At 60.8% G+C, this 17,174-nt stretch carries 18 protein-coding genes; 7 read left to right on the top strand and 11 right to left on the bottom strand.

Features of this window, described 5'->3' with window-relative positions:
• Window positions 1-28 precede the first annotated feature (28 nt).
• Window positions 29-1,135: a M24 family metallopeptidase gene (locus ACK509_RS03995; protein ID WP_410765201.1), complete on the top strand. Its 1,107-nt coding sequence runs from the start codon at window positions 29-31 to the stop codon at window positions 1,133-1,135.
• Here the strand turns inward: ACK509_RS03995 and ACK509_RS03990 are convergent.
• On the bottom strand, window positions 1,132-2,850 hold the full coding sequence (locus ACK509_RS03990; RefSeq protein WP_410765200.1) for a histidine kinase N-terminal 7TM domain-containing protein: 1,719 nt from the start codon (window positions 2,848-2,850) through the stop codon (window positions 1,132-1,134). The two genes, ACK509_RS03995 and ACK509_RS03990, sit on opposite strands and share 4 nt — an antisense overlap.
• Before the next feature lie 194 nt (window positions 2,851-3,044).
• Between ACK509_RS03990 and ACK509_RS03985 the strand changes: the two genes are divergently transcribed.
• Window positions 3,045-3,224, top strand: a complete 180-nt coding sequence (locus ACK509_RS03985) for a hypothetical protein (RefSeq protein ID WP_410765199.1) — start codon at window positions 3,045-3,047, stop codon at window positions 3,222-3,224.
• A gap of 55 nt (window positions 3,225-3,279) precedes the next feature.
• Here the strand turns inward: ACK509_RS03985 and ACK509_RS03980 are convergent, their stop codons facing one another.
• The gene (locus ACK509_RS03980; RefSeq protein ID WP_410765198.1) at window positions 3,280-4,359 is read right to left on the bottom strand and encodes a phosphotransacetylase family protein; all 1,080 of its coding nucleotides are present in this window, start codon (window positions 4,357-4,359) and stop codon (window positions 3,280-3,282) included.
• A 26-nt stretch (window positions 4,360-4,385) separates the two neighbouring features.
• Window positions 4,386-6,479, bottom strand: coding sequence for an acetate--CoA ligase family protein (locus ACK509_RS03975; RefSeq protein WP_410765197.1), 2,094 nt, complete (start codon window positions 6,477-6,479; stop codon window positions 4,386-4,388).
• Between the two features lie 208 nt (window positions 6,480-6,687).
• Here ACK509_RS03975 and ACK509_RS03970 point away from each other — a divergent pair, with 208 nt between their 5' ends.
• From ACK509_RS03970 to ACK509_RS03960, 3 genes are all read left to right on the top strand, one after another.
• Window positions 6,688-6,957, top strand: coding sequence for a hypothetical protein (locus ACK509_RS03970; protein ID WP_410765196.1), 270 nt, complete (start codon window positions 6,688-6,690; stop codon window positions 6,955-6,957).
• 213 nt (window positions 6,958-7,170) lie between these two features.
• A complete protein-coding gene (locus ACK509_RS03965) occupies window positions 7,171-7,920 on the top strand; it encodes a mechanosensitive ion channel family protein (protein WP_410766245.1) in 750 nt (249 codons plus the stop codon).
• 234 nt (window positions 7,921-8,154) lie between these two features.
• Complete coding sequence (locus tag ACK509_RS03960; RefSeq protein ID WP_410765195.1) at window positions 8,155-8,952, top strand: ZIP family metal transporter; 798 nt, start codon at window positions 8,155-8,157, stop codon at window positions 8,950-8,952.
• A gap of 48 nt (window positions 8,953-9,000) precedes the next feature.
• Here ACK509_RS03960 and ACK509_RS03955 read toward each other — a convergent pair whose 3' ends face one another.
• The 3 genes from ACK509_RS03955 to ACK509_RS03945 form a co-directional block, all read right to left on the bottom strand.
• Window positions 9,001-9,285 carry a hypothetical protein gene (locus ACK509_RS03955; RefSeq protein WP_410765194.1) on the bottom strand — a complete coding sequence of 95 codons (285 nt, stop codon included), beginning with the start codon at window positions 9,283-9,285 and terminating at the stop codon, window positions 9,001-9,003.
• A gap of 113 nt (window positions 9,286-9,398) precedes the next feature.
• Window positions 9,399-10,154 carry an ABC transporter permease gene (locus ACK509_RS03950; RefSeq protein ID WP_410765193.1) on the bottom strand — a complete coding sequence of 252 codons (756 nt, stop codon included), beginning with the start codon at window positions 10,152-10,154 and terminating at the stop codon, window positions 9,399-9,401.
• The gene (locus tag ACK509_RS03945; RefSeq protein ID WP_410765192.1) at window positions 10,151-11,092 is read right to left on the bottom strand and encodes an ABC transporter ATP-binding protein; all 942 of its coding nucleotides are present in this window, start codon (window positions 11,090-11,092) and stop codon (window positions 10,151-10,153) included. The genes ACK509_RS03950 and ACK509_RS03945 overlap by 4 nt, the downstream gene beginning before the upstream one ends.
• 98 nt (window positions 11,093-11,190) lie before the next feature.
• On the opposite strand from ACK509_RS03945, the gene ACK509_RS03940 reads away from it, so the two are divergent.
• A complete protein-coding gene (locus ACK509_RS03940; RefSeq protein WP_410765191.1) occupies window positions 11,191-12,558 on the top strand; it encodes a PQQ-dependent sugar dehydrogenase in 1,368 nt (455 codons plus the stop codon).
• Here ACK509_RS03940 and ACK509_RS03935 read toward each other — a convergent pair whose 3' ends face one another.
• Together ACK509_RS03935 and ACK509_RS03930 are read right to left on the bottom strand one after the other, a co-directional pair.
• Entirely contained in the window at window positions 12,559-13,380 is an 822-nt protein-coding gene (locus ACK509_RS03935) for a class I SAM-dependent methyltransferase (protein WP_410765190.1), read from the bottom strand.
• A gap of 70 nt (window positions 13,381-13,450) precedes the next feature.
• Window positions 13,451-14,452, bottom strand: a complete 1,002-nt coding sequence (locus ACK509_RS03930) for a Gfo/Idh/MocA family protein (protein WP_410765189.1) — start codon at window positions 14,450-14,452, stop codon at window positions 13,451-13,453.
• A gap of 331 nt (window positions 14,453-14,783) precedes the next feature.
• Here ACK509_RS03930 and ACK509_RS03925 point away from each other — a divergent pair, with 331 nt between their 5' ends.
• Window positions 14,784-15,806, top strand: a complete 1,023-nt coding sequence (locus ACK509_RS03925; RefSeq protein WP_410765188.1) for an aldo/keto reductase — start codon at window positions 14,784-14,786, stop codon at window positions 15,804-15,806.
• Between the two features lie 15 nt (window positions 15,807-15,821).
• Here the strand turns inward: ACK509_RS03925 and ACK509_RS03920 are convergent, their stop codons facing one another.
• From ACK509_RS03920 to ACK509_RS03910, 3 genes are read right to left on the bottom strand one after another with little or no spacing between them, the layout of a single operon-like run.
• Window positions 15,822-16,226: a hypothetical protein gene (locus ACK509_RS03920; RefSeq protein WP_410765187.1), complete on the bottom strand. Its 405-nt coding sequence runs from the start codon at window positions 16,224-16,226 to the stop codon at window positions 15,822-15,824.
• The gene (locus tag ACK509_RS03915; protein ID WP_410765186.1) at window positions 16,223-16,459 is read right to left on the bottom strand and encodes a SelT/SelW/SelH family protein; all 237 of its coding nucleotides are present in this window, start codon (window positions 16,457-16,459) and stop codon (window positions 16,223-16,225) included. The genes ACK509_RS03920 and ACK509_RS03915 overlap by 4 nt, the downstream gene beginning before the upstream one ends.
• A gap of 60 nt (window positions 16,460-16,519) precedes the next feature.
• A complete protein-coding gene (locus tag ACK509_RS03910; protein ID WP_410765185.1) occupies window positions 16,520-17,173 on the bottom strand; it encodes a hypothetical protein in 654 nt (217 codons plus the stop codon).
• Window position 17,174: the final 1 nt, after the last annotated feature.

Here is a 17,174-nt window from a genome sequence, read left to right as displayed (position 1 = left end):
TTTTTTCACCCCCTGCGTAGCCACGTGTATGACGCCCTTCGAACGACGAGTACGCGCCTGTCAGCGACGACTTGCGAGCGAAGACATCGACGCGCTCGTACTCTTTCCGAGCCAGAATCTCTACTATCTCACGGGATTTGACGAGTCGCCGGGTGAGCGCCATCTCTTCTTGTTCCTCCCGAGCGAGGGAGAGCCCGTGTTTCTCGTTCCCGAACTCTACGAGACACAGGTTCGCGCCGAGTCGTGGGTGAGCGATATTCGGACGTGGGGCGACGACGACGACCCGAAAGCCGCCACCGAAGCCGTCGTCTCTGACCTCGGGCTCAGTGACGGACACGTTCTCGTTGACGATACGATGTGGGCGCGGTTCACCCACGACCTGCGGGCGGCCATAGCCGACACGGAATTCGGCCTCGCAAGTACCGTAGTCGCGCCCCTTCGCGCCCAGAAGGATGACGCCGAACTCGACGCACTCCGCCGTGCTGGCGAGGTTGCAGACGCAGTTGTCGAACGCCTCCGTGAGATGGGCGACGACGCAATCGGCATGACCGAAACTGAACTCGCACGCCACATCGAACGGTTGCTCGAAGAAGCGGGTGGTGAAGGTATCCCGTTCGGCCCTATCGTTGGGTCGGGACCGAACGGGGCGATGCCGCACCACATGTACGACGACCGAATCATCGAAGCGGGCGACCCCGTCGTCCTCGACTTCGGCACTCGCGTAGACCACTACCCGAGCGACCAGACGCGAACGGTCGTCTTCGGCGGCGACCCTCCAGCCGAGTTTGAGACTGTCCACGAAGTCGTCGAGCGCGCCCACGCGACCGCTATCGAAGCTGTCGAACCCGGCGTGACTGCTGGCAATATCGACCGCGCCGCCCGCGAGGTCATCGAAGACGCGGGTTACGGAGACCAGTTCATCCACCGAACTGGCCACGGTGTCGGCCTCGACGTTCACGAAGAACCCTACATCGTCGCCGACAGCGACCGCGAACTCGCCGTTGGCAACGTCTTCAGTATCGAACCGGGCATCTATCTCCCCGACGAATTCGGCGTCAGAATCGAAGACCTCGTCGTCGTGACCGAAGACGGCGCAGAACGACTGAATTCGACCGAAACAGGCTGGCAGTGTTAACGGTCGCTTGATTCGGCTTGTGCGTCCGCGTCGGTGGGTTCCGCCGGAGCTAGTTTCAGGCGTACTGTCGCTGTCGTCCCAGTCTCGTCTACGTCGAAGTCGATGGTCCCTCCGGACTGCCGAACGAGCCACGTGACCAACCACAGTCCAATCCCACTGGTGTGATGAAGCGGCGTCTCCCCGGTTTTGATTGCCGAAATTTCGTCCTGTGGAATTCCCGACCCGTCGTCGCTGACGGAGATTATCGCCCACTCGTCGCCTGTCGTCACTGCCACCGAAATCGTCGGTGACTCGCCACCGTGTTCTGCGGCGTTCTCGATGAGGTTGTAAAAGAGCGATTCGGCCGCGGATGTGGCGAGGACATCAACTTGCTCTGGTCCCGAAAGCGAAACTGATGCACGCTGCCAATCTTGATTCACGCGAGTCGTGACCTGCTGGAGCGTCTCCATCAACTGAAGACGCGTTCGGTCGCCACGATGGTCGAGTCCCTTCTCGATAGCACGTATCTTCTCGGCGAGTTCGAGCAGTTCCTCGCTTCTATCCTTGATTCGTTCGGCGCTGGTCTGTCTCTCCTCGGTGTCCGTCTCGTCGTCGACGACGAGTTCTGCGTAGCCGTCGATGATGTTGAGTCCGTTTCTGATGTCGTGACGAAGGATTCGATTGAGGACCGCGAGTCGTTCTTCACGTTGGCGGACTGCCGTCACGTCGTGGAGGGTGATGATGTTGCCACCCATATCGTTTCCGGGGCGTGAGAACGGCGTGACTTTCACGTTGTAGGTTTTGTCCGTCTCGGCGTGGTGGAAGTTCGATTGTTCTTCGGTACGCGAATCGATTTGGCGCGCGAGTGTCGGTGCCGCCGCGCTGAGTTGTGTCCCGACGAGATGCCGCAGTGGGATATCGAGTGCCTCCACGAGCGCCGGATTAACGTCGGTGATGACGTTGGACCGGTCGACGACGAGGACACCGTCGCCCATCTCTTCGATGACGTGTTCGCGTGCAACGTCTCGGGCCAGTGGGTGGACGATGAACAGTTGAAATCGCCGGTCGGCCGCCACGAAGAGGAGCGTCGAGATGGTGAACGCGAACGGCGTCGGGTCGAACTTGGTCGGCAAGAGATTCACGTGGTACACCGCATTGGGTACCAGCGCGACCAACAGCGCGAAAACGATGAGGCGGTGTTGATATCGGGACGTCTCCCGCGTCGCCATGACGTGACGAGCTAACTTCGCGGCCCCCCACAGCAGCATGGTGTACGCGTAGACGAAAAAGACGTAGTACAACGGGCCTTTCGTCGTCGAAAGCGCTGACAACTCGCCAATCGAGATGACCTCGATACTGACCCACGTCGCGCGCACGGCGGGCCACAGTAACACGGACGAAAGGTGTACGACCGTGATACCACCAGCGACCACCCACCCCGCGAACGGAAGTTGTCTGGACCCTGTGAACGCCGTCGCAAACGCGAACCACAGCGCCGGTGTAACGGCGATACAGACGTACATGAGTCGAAGGAGATATGTCATCTCCTGTTCAGATGTGGACGACAGGATGAGAGCGTACAACCCACTCCACGCACCGCAGACGAGAAGGAGCATGCTGAGTTCGCTCGCGCCGGGGCGGTCGCTTCGTCGGTGAATAAAGGTGCCCGCCACAGAGAATGCCAGCACTGTCACACAGACAAGGAGGACTATTGGAAACGGCGGAACACCAACCATCGAAGAGGGTTATGTTACCAACATATTACGTCTTGTGAAGATTGTACTGGTCGAACTATATTCTTCAAAAGTTGTACGTCTCACCCGCCTCGAGGCCTGTTGTTTCCTAACCGTGTCCGATGCGGATCTCGGACTGGCGACCAAGAGCGCTCACGCGCCCAAGCCATTATTCGGTTGACGCGCCAAGCAGTGGTATGGCTCCGCGCGAGAATTTAATAACAATCTTGTTCGTCGTGGCGGCCCTCCCGATTGCCTACGGCGTCGAGAACGTGACTGGGCAGTTCTCCCTCGGAATGCTCGCGCTACTCACGACTGGCGTCATCATTCCGACGATTATCAACGAGTACGAGCGAACGCGACGAAGCGACACGTAGTGTCGGAGGACTTCGAAGAGAATAGAATAGAATCGACGACAGCGAGCAGGTGCGCTCAGTCGTCAGACGGCGAGATGCCGCCGATGATGGCGTCGATGTCGGTGTGTTCGTACATGAGGTCACGCATGCGCTGGACGGTTCGCTCGTCGCGGGTACGACCGGTGCTGACGATATCTTCTGCGCGGTCGGTGACAGAGAGCGTGTCACCGTTGACCATCAGGACGGGCACGCGCTTTTCTTCGGCTTTACCGATGACGGCACCGACTGGTCGGTGACCGCCGGTGAGGATGAGACACTTGACGCCGGGGGCTTCGAGGGCCGCGCGCTGGATGTTGGCGCGGTCACCGCCGGTGATGACGGCGGCGTTCTTCGTGCGTCGGAAGTAGCGAAGTGCCGCGTCGCCGCCCATCGCGCCGACGAGGAATCGCTCGACGAAGGCGTCGGTGGGGGCGTCGGTTGCGAGTTCTGCGCCGAGTTCGTCTGCGAGGTCGGAAACCGTGACGCCCGCGAGGTCTTTCTCGGTGGGGAGTACACCGATGACCGGGATGCCGCGGGCTTCGAGGAACGGCGCGACGTCGGTTTCGAGTTCGTCGTACATCGCGTCGGAGACGCGGTTGAAGACGACACCTGCGAGACGGTCGCTACCGATGTCTTCGACGGCGGCGACGACGTCGTCGAGGTCGGACGAGTCCTTGTAGTCGGCGACGAGCAACACGTCAGAGTCGAGCAATTCGGCAACGTCGGGGTCAGTCAGGCCGACGATGCCGCCGGTTCGGTAGGAGCCACCGCCCTCGATGAGCATGAGGTCTTTGTCGGAGGCGAGGTCGTCGAAGTGGTGCGAGATGACCTCGGAGAGTTCTTCGTTGCTCTCGCGCCCGCGAATCGCGCCCTGAATGAACGTCGGCGAGTAGACGACGGGTTCGAGTTGGTGCATCTCGGCGTCGAGGCCGAGGAGTTCGCGCGCCAGCATGGGGTCTTCGTCGAGCGTCTTGCCCGTACTGGACTGGAGGCGCGTCCCTTTGGGCTTCATGTAGCCCACGTCGAGGCCGCGTTCCTGTGCGAGCAGTCCGAGTGCCAGCGTGATTGCTGTCTTGCCGGTGCTTTCGCCGGTGGAGGTGACGAGTACTGAGTTCATTGGATTAGATAGGGTGACTGTCGATTTTAAAGTTCGTCTGGGTCCACGGTGAGGCGAACGTCCACTGCCTGCACGCCGTCTGGAAGTGCGACGAGCGGGTTGATGTCGAGTTCGAGAATCGCCGGGAAGTCCGTGACGAGTTGCGACAGTCGCTGGATGGTTTCGGTGATTCCGCTGGTGTCCACGGGTTCGCGGCCACGAGCGCCACGGAGGAGCGGTGCGGCGTCGATTTCACGAGTCATCTCGTCGGCTTCGGACTCGGAGACGGGCGCGACGCGGAACGTCGTGTCTTCGAGAATCTCGACGAAGATGCCGCCGAGACCGAACATCATGAGCGGCCCGAACTGCGGGTCACGGTTCATGCCGACGATGGTCTCGACACCGTCGTCGAGGTCCACCATCTCTTGGACTTGCACGCCGAGGATGTTGGCGTCGGGTTGGTAGTTCCGCGCGCGGGTGATGAGGTCCTCGTAGGCGTCGTAGACGTCCTCGTTGGAGACGCCGACTTTGACGCCGCCGATGTCGGACTTGTGGAGGATGTCGGGACTGACGATTTTCATCACGACGTTGCCCTCGATTTCTTCGGCGACTTCGAGTGCGTCCGCAGGGTCGTCAACGATTGCGCCCTCGGGCGTCTCGATTCCGTATGCGTCGAGGAGGTCCATCGCTTCGACGCCGAGGCGGGTGTCGTCACGCTCTTTGACGGATTCGAGGATTTCGCGGGCGCGCTCGCGGTCCACGTCGAACTCTGTCGGTGCGTCGTACTCACGGCGCTTGATGTCTGCGTAGTCGGCGAGTGCTTGCAGGCCGTCCACAGCGCGGGAGGGGTCGAAGTAGTTCGGGATGCCCGCGTGTTGCATGCGGTCCGCGGCGGATTCGACGCGCTCGCCACCCATGAAACAGGCGGCGATTGGCTTGTCGTGTTTCTGCTGGAGTTCGACGGTGTCCTCGGCGAGTTGGTTGTAGTCGAGGACCGCCGTCGGTGCGGTGAGGACGATTGCACTGCCGACGTTGTCGTCTGCGAGTGCCACGTCCAGTGCCGTCTTGAAGCGCTCGTTGTCGGCGTCGCCGACGATGTCAACCGGGTTGTAGATGTTCCCTTCCGGCGGGAGCGACTCGGAGAAGTTCTCCAAGGTTTCGTCGGTAAAGCTCGCCATCTCGAGGTCGGACTCGCCGATGGCGTCGGTCGTCATGACGCCGGGACCACCGGCGTTCGTGATGACGGCCACGTCCTTGTTTTCGGGGAGGGGTTGGTCGCCAAGCACGCGCGCGGCGTCGAAGAGGTGCTGAACCGAGTCGGCGCGGATGACGCCCGCCTGTTCGAGACCGGCCTCGTAGGCGGCGTCAGAGCCAGCAATCGTCCCGGTGTGCGACGAGGCGGCCTGTGCGCCAGCGTCGGTCTTGCCGGACTTGACGAGGACGATTGGCGTGTCCTTGGTCACGTCGCGGGCAGAGTCGATGAAGTCGCGGCCCGCGCTGATACCTTCGAGGTAGCCGATGATGACCTCGGTGTCGGGGTCGTCGTTCCAGGCTTCGATGAAGTCGGCTTCGTCGAGAACGGCCTTGTTCCCGAGCGAGACGATGTCCTTGAAGCCGATGTCCTCGTCGTTGGCCCAGTCGATGACGGCCGTGATGAACGCACCCGACTGGCTCATAAAGGACATATTCCCATCCAGAGCCATCTCGGGGCCGAACGTCGCGTTCATGCCGACGTCCGTGTTCATGATGCCGAGGCTGTTCGGGCCGACGACGTTCATGTCGAACTTCTCGGCGATTTCGCGGAGTTCCTTCTCACGGGCGGCACCTTCGCTGCCCGTTTCGCCGAAGCCAGCAGTGATGACGACGGCGTCGGTGATGCCTGCTTCGCCCGCGGCTTCCATCGCAGGGAGGACGACTTTCGGAGGAACGACGATGACCGCGAGGTCGGCGTCGGTCTCTCCAACGTCGCCGTAGCATTCCAGGCCGAACAGTTCGTCGTATTTGGGGTTGACCGGAACGACCTCACCCGCGAACTTCTCGATGAGGTTGTCCATGATAGCCCGGCCAATGGCCCCTTCGCGCTCAGTCGCACCCACCACTGCGATGCGCTTGGGCGCGAACAACTCAGATAAGTCTCCCATCGTCTGATGATACCCGACATAGATTGATAAATTCGGGGGTGTGGGCCGTCTCACGGCCTTTGGGAGCATATTACAGTGATGTGATTAATCAGGATGGATACGCCCGAATTCGGGTGATTATTCACAGTAGACATACGATTGTCACGTTGTCGTCTCGCCGTGATTTCTTTTCAAAACATCTAACATGTCGAGGATAGAGGATGTGTGTATGTCCTCCTCGTCAAATTTCGTTCCCCTCCGGGCATCACGTCGTGTTCGTCTCGCGGCCGCTATCTTCCTCGCATTGATACTCTTCTATTCGGTGGTCATCGTCCAGCAAATCCTGTTAGGCGTGATGGTCGTCTTCTGGATTGTCGCTCTCTGGTACGGCGCTCGACTCATCGTCGCAATCGAAGGAATCGCCACACAGCTCGGTCGTGTCGCCGATTCGAACACAGTACAAGAAGAGACCAAATCACTCAAATCAAGCAGAGATTAATTCGGTCACCGCATCACGGATTCTGAGAGCCTCTCCGAGCAGTGTGCTTCCGAAATTCGAATACATCATCTCTCCACACTGTCTCCCCAACCCCCCCGTGAATCTGGGATTTCAGACTCTCGGTGTGTACGGAGTTTCCGATTTACAGGCCCATTTTTTCCAGAGTGTAAAATGGCTAACTAAATTTGGGACATGCCAATCTCCCAGTTGGATATGTACGTCCTTCAGCTAACGATACCAGAATCGATCGCTCAAATCGTATTTTCGATTATCACCTTCTTGCCACGACTCATCGGCGCGATTATCGTCCTCCTCCTGGGATGGTTCATCGGACGGTTGGCGGCACGGTTGATCGCCGGATTAGCCGACCGCGTCGAACTCGACAAGGCAGTCCTCTCGACCCCGCTCGGTGACATCCTCGGTGGAACCGAACAGAGAGTCTCACACGCCTTCGGGACGTTAGCGGCGTGGATTGTCTACGCGGTTGCCATCCTCGCCGCGGCGAACGTCATGGCACTCGCGTTGCTCTCTGAATGGGTTGCAACGGCTGTCTCGTACGCCCCCGCATTCGTTGCCGGGTTGGCTGTCATCGTCCTTGGGTTCATCGTCGCTGACTTCATCGGTGATGCAATCATGCGCACCCGTGCGGCGACCCAGACCTCTTACACGTCTGCGTTCGCAGTTGGAACGCGTGTGTTCCTGTACTTCACCGCCGTCGTCATCGGTCTGAGTACGATGGGTATCGACGTGGCCATCCTCTTTACCATCGCGCGGGCGTTCGCGTGGGGTCTCGCCGCCGCGTTCGCTATCGGTGTCGGTGGTGCCATCGCCTTCGGTGCGCGCGACTACGTCTCTGCGAACGTCGAAGGCTGGATGGGTTCGGCACGGTCTGTCGCACAGTCTCCGACCGGTCCGATGGGGTCCGACGACTCTCCAGAAGGTGCGTCGGCCGCAGACGACTGAACCACTGTTCGAACCGTATTCGACCGAATTTTTTCGGGATGTCAGCGCCTCCCCACGAGAGATATCGACTATCTCGAAACTCCATACTTACCAAATCCGATAGATTATCTCTAGGACAGATTTTCGGCCCATCTAAACCGTGAAAGCGCCGTATTTCACTGTTTCAGATTTAGGCCTGCCAAAATTTGTCTGAAATATGATAATGCTTATCGGCGTCCAATTCATACCAGTCGTATGGAGCAACTCACCGCGCTCGCGTTCGTGTTCGTTGCGGGGCTTATCACCGCAATTGCGACCGGAATCGGCGCGGTCCCGTTTTTCTTCGTCTCTGACGTGAGCGACCGCTGGAACGTGGCGCTCTGGGGTATCGCATCTGGAATCATGGTCTCTGCATCGCTGTTCGGTCTCATCTTGGAAGGACTCGCCAACGGCACGCCACTTCAGTTAGGAATCGGTCTGCTCGCAGGTGTCGCCCTCGTCGTCGTCGCCCACAGCATTATCGAAGGCACAGAGGTCTCACCGGAGAAGTACGAAGAGGCCGACTTCCGAAAGTTGTTGTTGATTTTGGGAATTCTCACCGTCCACAGTTTCCCCGAAGGTGTCGCCATCGGCGTCTCCTTTGCCGACCTCGGACTCGACGGTGGCATCCAACTCTTCGGCCTCGCCGTGCCGCTCCTCGCGGTGTTCATGACTATCGCCATCTCCATCCACAATATTCCAGAGGGCCTCGCCATCTCCATCCCACTTCGGTCAATGGAGGTCTCGAACTGGAAGATGGTCTGGTGGGCGATTTTCTCCAGCCTTCCGCAACCAATCGGCGCGGTCATCGCGTTCTACTTCGTGCGTATCGCCCGCGAGTTCCTCCCGCTCGGGTTCGGCTTTGCCGCCGGGGCGATGGTCTACCTCGTCTTCACGGAGTTCATCCCCGAAGCGTTGGAACTCGGTAAACGCCTCCCGAGCGGCGGGAAACCGGAACTCATCGCTGGACTGGTCGCTGGGTTTGGTATCATGATTCCACTCGCGTTCATCTGAGTGGCCGCCGCTCGCCGTGTGAAAACAAAGAATGGATGAAACTCGCGTTTAGTGCGAGTGACCGAGCGCATCGGCGAGCGACATGCCGAAGCGGTCCTCGAACAGCTCTTCCATCTTCTCGTTGATTTCGGCGATGTCGGCCGGTGCGCCGCCTTCGCTGTGGTGTGCGACGACGTGTGCCTGTTGTGCCATCGCCTGCACGACGATGTCGGCGACGACGTTCGTGCCTTCTTCGCCCTGTTCTGCGAACATGTCGACGAGGCCCTCAGGGAGTTCGAAGTCTTCGGTGTCTCCGTTCGGTCCTTCGATGGTGTACGTCTCAGTTTCGACCATACCCCCACGTGGGCACGGGCGTCGGTTAAGGCTTGAGTTTGCGGGTGCAAACTGCGCCCATCTGCTGCCCAGTTCGCTTGCTGTGGTGCCTGTTTTCTGAGACGCCTCTCTACTCAGTCGGTCTGCGGAATCGCCAACGTTCCGGCGACGAAGAATCCGAGAGACAAGACGGCGAGGATTGCGAGGTTGCCAATCCAGTCGCCACCCGTGTAGGTGAGCGCTCTGACACCGCGCGCGAAGTACGTCAGCGGCGAGAGGTTCAGCGCCGGAACGAACCACGCGGGAAGCAGGTCGGGCGTGATGAACGTCTCCGAGAGGAACAACAGCGGCAGTGCAATCGCGTTGCTCGCCGCAATCACGCCGTCTTGTGAGTCGGCGACGCGTCCAATAATCGACCCAAGCCCACAGAAGAGCGTCACACCGAGCGCGACGAAGGGGATGATAGCGAGCGTCGAGAGCGCGACTGGGACTGCCGCACCGGTGACCAACACCGACAGGCCGAGCAACAACAGTGCGGCAAGCCCGATGATGACGACGTTGACCAGCGAGTGAGCCAGAAGCCACTCACTCCGCTTTAGCGGGGTCGTCGCTAACTTCTCGAAGCGGTTGCCTTCGCGGTGCCGGGCGATAGTACTCCCCACCCGCGATAGCGGCGTAAAGAGGACGACGACGGCGAGGTAGCCCGCGATGTAGTACTCTTTTGGCTCGGCAAAGAGGCCGCCGCCGGTCGGTTGGGTTTGGACGAGTGCCCCGAAGATGAGGACGATAATCGCGGGGAAGAAGAACGTGAAGAACACCGCGGTTCGTCGGCGGAGGAACGAGTGCCACGACGCGACGAACTCTGCCTGCACGCGACGGAGCGAACTCATCGTTCACCTCCCGCGAGCGCGACAGAGGCCGGACGGGCCGCTTCGAACTGTTCGCCCGTCAGCGAGAGGTACACCTCTTCGAGACCCGGTTGCTTCCAGACGAGCGATTCGTACTCGACTCCGGCGTCGTCGAGTGCGTCCACCGCAGGGCCGATTTCTCGGGGGCCGATTTCGTGGATGGTGAGTTCTGTCCCGTTCACGTTGGTGGCGAACTCGCCGGGGAGTGAGACGGATTCGAGGGCAGTGGCGTCGTCGGTGCGGACGACGAGGCGACTCTCACCACCGTGTTCTGCCACGAGTTCGTCGGGGCGGCCGACGGTGACGAGTTCGCCTGCGTTGAGGAGGCCAACCCGGTCGGCGAGTCGTTCGACCTCTTCCATCGAGTGACTCGTGAGAAACACCGTCGTTCCGCGGTCGGCGAGGCGTTCGATGAGTGTCCACAGGTCGCGGCGGCCTGCCGGGTCGATGCCGGTCGTCGGTTCGTCGAGAAAGAGTACGTCCGGGTCGTTGACGAGCGTGAGTGCGATACACGCCCGGCGCTGTTGGCCGCCAGAGAGGTTCTCGTACCACGTTTCGGCCGACTCAGCCAATCCGACTTCGGACAAGAGGTCGTCGGTATCGCGGGCGTCGTCGTAGAGGCCGCCGTAGTAGTCGATGAGTTCGCGGGCGGTCAGTCGCCCGGCCGGGCGGAACTCTTGGGGGAGCAACCCGAGGCGCTGGCGGTCCACGTCGGTCGGGTCGGCACCGAGCAGTGAGACGGTTCCGGCATCGACGGCTGTCGTCCCCGTGAGCGCGCGAACTAACGTCGTCTTCCCTGCGCCGTTCGGCCCGATGAGTCCGAACACCTCCCCTTCGGCGACAGACAGCGAGACGCCCGAGAGCGCCGTCACGTCGCCGTAGGATTTGCGGAGGTCTGCTGCGACGAGTACCTCGTTCATGGATTGGAGAGGGGTATGGCCGGTGGTAAGCGGTTCGGAATCGACGTCCCTTCGAGGACTGCACTAGGCTTAATCGCTTCCCGGTACATGTCATACGTGTGATGTGGTCCCGGCGTCGATTCCTCGCGGTGAGTAGTACAGCCACCCTCGGCGGCCTCGCTGGCTGTTTCGGACTCACGGGAGGACAACAGCAACCGACAGAATCGACAACGCAAACGACACCCCCCAGTGCGAACGGAACGCCCCGGCCGATGCCCGACACGCTCGAAGATGTCGAACTCGGGCTTGCGACCCTCAGCACAGGCTTCACTTCGCCAGTTGACGTTGCCATTCCCTCCACGTTCCAAGGCACGCGTCACTTCGTCGTTGACCAACCCGGCCTCTTGTGGCTTCACGACGAGACTGGACAGCGAGAAGACCCGTATCTGGACATCCGTGACCGAGTAGTCGATCTCGGCGGCTACGACGAACGCGGTTTTCTCGGGGTCGCCTTCCACCCGAACTTCGGCGAGAACGGGAAGCTTTACCTTCGATACAGCGCCCCGAACCGACCGGGAACGCCGTCGAATTACAGTCACACGTTCGTCCTGAGCGAACTCACTGTCTCACCCGACGCCACCAGTGCAACCGCCGACTCCGAGCGAATCCTCCTCGAAATCCCGCAACCACAGTCGAACCACAACGCGGGGTCGCTCGCGTTCGGTCCAGACGGCTATCTCTACGTCGGCGTCGGCGACGGCGGCGGGAGCAACGATTCTGACGGCGGCCATGTCGATGACTGGTACGACGCTGGCGATGGCGGTAACGGACAGGACGTGAGCCAGAACCTCCTCGGAAGCATCCTCCGAATCGACGTGGACACCGAATCCGGAGGCCGCCCCTACGGAATCCCCGACGACAATCCGCTGGTTGGCAAGGGACCGTTCGAAGAACAGTACGCGTGGGGCTTCCGTAACCCGTGGCGCTTCTCGTTCGACCGTGAGGACTTCTACGTCGCCGATGTCGGCCAAGGTGCGTGGGAAGAGGTGAGCCTCGTCGAAAAGGGAGGAAACTACGGGTGGAGCGTCCGCGAAGGCGCACACTGTTTCCGAGCCAACGACTGCCCGACAGAGACACCCGACGGCGACCCACTCATCGACCCGGTTATCGAGTACCCACACTCGGGTGATGGTCCGACTGGAATCGCCGTCATCGGCGGGTTCGTCTACCGTGGTGCGGAGGTTCCCCCACTCGACGGGGCGTACGTCTTCGCCGACTGGAATGCACAGGGCCGACTCTTTGCGGCGATTCCCAGCGAGTCGCGCCCGTGGGATATCGTGGAAGTCCCCTTCGCAGACGATGTTGACCTCGGAACCCACATCCTCGCGTTCGGCCGCGACGCCCGCGGCGAACTCTACGTGTGTACGAGCGACCAATCCGGTGTCGGCGGTTCGACCGGTAAACTGTGTCTGCTCACGCTCCCGTAATCACGCGCGACACACGGCGAGCATGTGTTCGGAGAAATCCACTGCGGTTCGGTCTTCGCGGAGCATGCGAACCACGGCCCGAACGTCTTCGAGTGCCGCCGAATCTGCACCTTTCAACTCGTCTTTCATCCGGTTCGCAACGTTTTCGAGACCAACGAGGCGCTCGATTTCGAACCCAGCCTCTCGAAGCACCGTCTCGAACTCGTCTACCCGGAAGCCGTGGCACTCGGCCCATCCCTCTCCGTCTGCGTGTTCGGCGACACGCTCTGCGGTGTAGTCGCCGTCTGCGGCGATTGGTTCGAGCAGGCCATGACTCGTCTCCAGCGAGAACTTGAGGATATCGCGAAGCATCGCAAACCGACTGATAACGGAGATGAAAACGGGCGCGTCGGGTGCGGCGACGCGTCGGAGTTCGGAGAGGGCCGCCGCACGCCCCGACTCACCCATGACGTGGCTCAGCGGCCCGCCGAGACAACAGACTGCATCGAAGGAGTCGTCTGCAAACGGGAAGTGTCGTACATCACCCTGCTGGCAGGTGACTCGGTCGGTCTGGCCTCGCTCGGTAACCTTCCTGCGGGCGATACGAACCTGCTCGGCACTCACGTCGAGGTGTTCGACCTCGAATCCTCGCTCGGCGAGCCACACCGTGTATCGACCTGCGCCAGCACCGGCATCGAGGACGCGGCCCGAAGGAGGGAGAAATTCGTCGAGATACGCGACTGTATTTTCGAACTCTAATCTCGTTACCGGGTCGCGTTCGAGTCGCTCCCACTCTCGTTCAGCAAACTCGTCGTAGTAGTCTTGGGGGTCCAAATCGGCCATCTCGTCGGTGTTCGACATCCAGTACAACAATCTTGTTGACAAGAATGGGCGAGTGGGTCGACTGTCGGGGTCAATCGAGGTCGATGTCGATATTCACGCGGTGGCCCGTCGTCGCCGACTCGTAGGCCGCTTCGGTGAGTGCGATGACTTTCAGACCGTCCTCGGCGGGAATGAGCAGGTCGGCTTCGTCGCGGGCGGCGTCCACGAAGTTCCGGAGTTTCTTCGTCGTCAGCTCCTCGAATTCGGGGACTCTCGGCGTCGTCTTGTAGGTCATTCCGTGTTCGGTCAGTTCGATGGTCTCGCCGTCGTACGAAATCATTCCGTCCGTCCCGAGGATGCGCAAGGATTCACCGGGGTCAGGGATGCTCTGGCCGTCGCCGGAGACGCCAACGCTCCCTGTAATCCGCGAACCTTCTCTGTCGAGAACAACCGCGAGCGCGGAGTTGACATCGACATCGTACTCCTGGTCGTCGATGGCGGCGGCAACCGAAACTGGCGTCGAGCGTGTACACCAGAGCATCGCATCGAGGATGTGCGACCCCGAGTCGTACAACTGGCCGCCGCCGGAGAGTGACGGGTCGGCTCGCCACTGGTCTTTCGTCCATCGAATCCACTGCTGTTCGAGGTGGCAGATGACCATGTGCGGGTCACCGATGCGTCCCTCGTCGATGAGTCGGCGTATCTCGATGAACCGCGGGTCGAAGTGACGTTGATACCCCACTGCGAGCGTCACGTCGTACTCTTCGGCGCGGTGGATGAGTGCCTGTGCGCCGCCGAAGTCGGTGACCATCGGCTTTTCGAGGTGGACGTGCAGGCCGTGTTCGATAGCCGCGAGTGCTTGGTCGAAGTGCAGTGTGTGCGGCGAGACAATCGTCACGGCGTCCAAAAACTCCGAGTCGAGGAGGTCGTCCACATCTTCGTAGGCGGGTGCGTCGAACTCCCATTCGAAGTGGTCACGAGCGTCCGGATTCGGGTCTGCCCCTGCAACAATACTGACACCTTCCAGTTCGTCGAAGAGGCGGCACTCCAGCATCCCGAGGTCACCCAGTCCGATGGCGGCAACACGAAACATGAGTTACATGTCGTGTGGATTCGCCAAAAGCGTGCGGGCAGACAAAAGTGCTATGTGGCCGTCACGAAAGGTGCGAGTCTGGATGATGCATCGTCCCAGCGGTTCGGGATTGCTCTCACGATTGTCGGCGCGGTCCTCCACCTCTAGGTCGTACAGTACGCCACCCCTGGGTGGGCGACGTTCGGGTTTGCAGTTATGGTCGTTGGATTGCTCGTAACGGCGTCACCGCTCGGACCACCGTCTGCGACAGAGGTATCGAGCGGCGACGACCGCCCCTGAACATCTCGCCGCAACTCCCACCCTTTAGTCGCTGTCGGTCGTGTCACTTCGTATGAGCCTCGACTACCGACGACTCGGTTCGACTGGCACCCGCGTCTCCGAACTCTGCTTCGGGACGTGGCGCTTTGGCCGACGGACGGGCGACGTACTCGAAACGGACGAATCGCAAGCCCACGACCTGCTCGATACGTTCGCCGAACTCGGTGGGAACTTCATCGACACCGCCAACGTCTACGGCGACCCGAACGGCACCTCCGAGGAGTACATCGGCAACTGGCTCGCCGAGCGCGATAGAGAAGATTACGTCATCGCCTCGAAGGTCTACTTCGGCTTCGACGACGACAATCCGAATGGAAGCGGCCTCTCGCGCACGCACATTCGGAATCAAATCGACGGCACGCTCGACCGCCTCGGAACCGACTACCTCGACCTCTACTACATCCACCGCTGGGACGAGAACACACCCATCGAAGAGACCCTCCAGACGCTCAATCGACTCGTCGAAGACGGGAAGGTGAACTACCTCGGGGCCTCGACGATGGCGGCGTGGCAACTCACGAAAGCCCTCTGGAAGTCAGAGGTGAACGACTACGCCCGTTTCGACGTGACCCAACCACTGTTCCATCCCGGTTACTACGAGGACGTGAAAGACTATCTCGACGTGTGCGGCGACCAAGACATCGCGGTCTGTCCATACTCGCCACTCGCGGGTGGGTTCATGACCGGAAAGTACGAACGTGCCGACCCCGACGACCCGACGAAGTACGTCGCGCCAGACGGCGCACGCGGGGCGTTCGACGAGCGATTCGAGCGGTTCTACGTCTCCGAACGCGGTTGGCACGTCCTCGACGAGATTCGCGCCGTCGCCGACGAAGTCGATGCGAGTCCCGCACAAGTCTCACTTCGCTGGCTGATGGACTACCCCGAGGCGACCGTTGTGCCCATCATCGGCGCGCGAACTGAAGAACAGATGCGCGAGAACGTCGGCGCGGCCGACGTGGACCTTTCAAACGAGCAGTGGGAACGCATCATGAACGCTCGCTACGAAGAAGACGACAAGGTCTGGGGCCACTAGCTCTCTCCTTTCTTTTCACGCGATTCCGCTATCTCTGAGCAAGTCGCAGACGATGTGTGCGTAGATGACGACGCCGACGAATGCGGCGAACACCAGATTTCCCGATAGAACCAATCCCACCACGGCGACGCCGCCGATGAGTTGGTGGCTCAAGAGCCGCTTCAGATTGAACTCACGAGGGAAGTCTTCGAACACTTTCTCCTGTTCGAGCAAGCCGATTCGAGGATTCGTCACGGCGAGTTTGAGATTGGACCAATCGCCGCGCTCGAAGCGGGCGAGGACGAAGTGGTCGAGGTCGATGAAGACGCTCAAGAGGACGGCGAGGCCGACCAACGCGACGAGCGACCCCGGAGGGGTTAGTGTGAGTGCTGCAATCGTCCCGACGACGACCCCGACGGTGGCGTGTTCGAGCGATTTCACGGGCGGAGATGTGGGCGAACCCGTCGGAGAATCAAGTCGAGGTCGAATTCGTCTTCAGATTTGTCCCAGACCCGCTCGCCATCGACAGAGACAGTGAAGACGCCGTCGTCGCCGGTGACGAGAGAGACGCGGTCGAGTTGCTGGCCGAACTGTTGGAGCAGATGATGCTGAACCGTCTCGGCACGGTCCAGAAAGCCGCAGGGGACGCAGTATTCGATTTCGACAGCAGTCATTGGCCGTTCTTCTCAGCGAAGCGGTAAAAACGAGGTGGAGCAGGATGCGAGCGGGGTGAACTATCGGAATCCGGGTCGCCACCGGAGGAGCGCGACGGTGACGACGAAGACGAGCGTCGAGAGGTCGTAGGAGAGCGACGTGGCAGTGAGCGCGAGCGCCGTCCCACTCCCGAAGACGCTCGTGGCAATCGACGCGAGGACGGGCCACGAGCAGGAGACACACGAGAGCAGGCCGACGATACCCGAGACTGCCGCGCCCGAGGCTTCGATGAACGTGTCGTAGACGAGGTACGCGAGTGCGACGTAGCCGACGAGACGCGCGGGCATCAGAATCACGTTCACGAGCGACCCGGCGTAGATGAGTGCGGGGCCCCATCCCGGTGGGAGAAACGCGACGCGAAGGCCCGAGTCGCCACCCGGAATCGCTGTCGTGACGATTCCGCCAGCGACGGCGAGAAGCGCGAAGTAGCCGACTGCGACGAGTGCGGCACGGCGCTTGGTTTTGGTCGATGTGGGCGGCACTTCGACGTCGAAGAGTACCCACAGACCGACTGCAACCCAGATAACGCCGTACACTGCGTATCGGAGAGCGCCAACGTCTGCGCCAGTGGCGAGAACGTAGACGAGGCTGAGAACGAGCGTCGTGTTGAGCGCGAACGCGCCGTGGACGAGCGTGCTGCGCGACGGACGGAAGGTCGAGGTTGCGGTAGCCATG

It is taken from the genome of Haloferax sp. DFSO60, from assembly GCF_046557615.1.
Classification (GTDB): Archaea; Halobacteriota; Halobacteria; order Halobacteriales; family Haloferacaceae; genus Haloferax.
The sequence above is the reverse complement of the archived record's forward strand: the minus strand, read 5'-3'. Positions and strand labels throughout refer to the sequence as shown.